At 72.5% G+C, this 854-nt stretch carries 1 protein-coding gene; it reads left to right on the forward strand.

All coding sequences use genetic code 11. The features are described 5' to 3' along the window. The coding region (locus ACXJMZ_RS37310) for an electron transfer flavoprotein subunit alpha/FixB family protein (protein ID WP_457034432.1) at window positions 1–854 on the forward strand (854 nt) is incomplete at both ends.

Below are 854 nucleotides of genomic sequence, written 5' to 3' on the forward strand. Positions count from 1 at the left end.
GGCGCGGCGCAGGCGAAGCCGCCGCGGGCATCGCCGCCAAGGCCGCCGAATACGGCGCCGCCAAGGCCTACACCGCCGACGCCGCCGAGTTCACCGACCAGCTCGTCGTCCCCAAGGTCGACGCGCTCACCCAGATCGCCAAGACCGCCGGCGCGGGTGCGGTGCTCCTCACCTCCTCCGGTGAGGGCAAGGAGATCGCCGCCCGCGTCGCGCTGCGCCTGGAGTCCGGCATCATCACCGACGCCGTCGACCTGGAGGCCGGCGACGGCGGTCCGGTCGCCACCCAGGCGGTGTTCGCCGCCTCCTTCCAGGTCAAGTCGAAGGTCTCGCACGGCACCCCGGTCATCACCGTCAAGCCGAACTCCACCACCCCCGAGCCCGCCCCGGCCGCCGGCACGGTCGAGAACGTCACCATCACGTTCACCGGCAACGCCGCCACCGTCACAGCCCGCACCCCCCGCGTCTCCTCCGGCCGCCCCGAGCTGACCGAGGCCGCCATCGTCGTCTCCGGCGGCCGCGGCGTCGGCGCAGCCGAAGGCTTCACGGTGGTCGAGGACCTCGCCGACGCGCTCGGCGCGGCCGTCGGCGCCTCCCGCGCCGCCGTCGACGCCGGCTGGTACCCGCACACCAACCAGGTCGGCCAGACCGGCAAGCAGGTCTCCCCGCAGCTCTACATCGCCGCGGGCATCTCCGGCGCCATCCAGCACCGCGCCGGCATGCAGACCTCCAAGACCATCATCGCCATCAACAAGGACCCCGAAGCCCCCATCTTCGAACTCGTCGACTACGGCGTCGTCGGAGACCTCTTCACCGTCCTCCCCCAACTCACCACCGAGGTCAACACCCGCAAGGGC

The organism is Kitasatospora sp. P5_F3 (genome assembly GCF_054049135.1).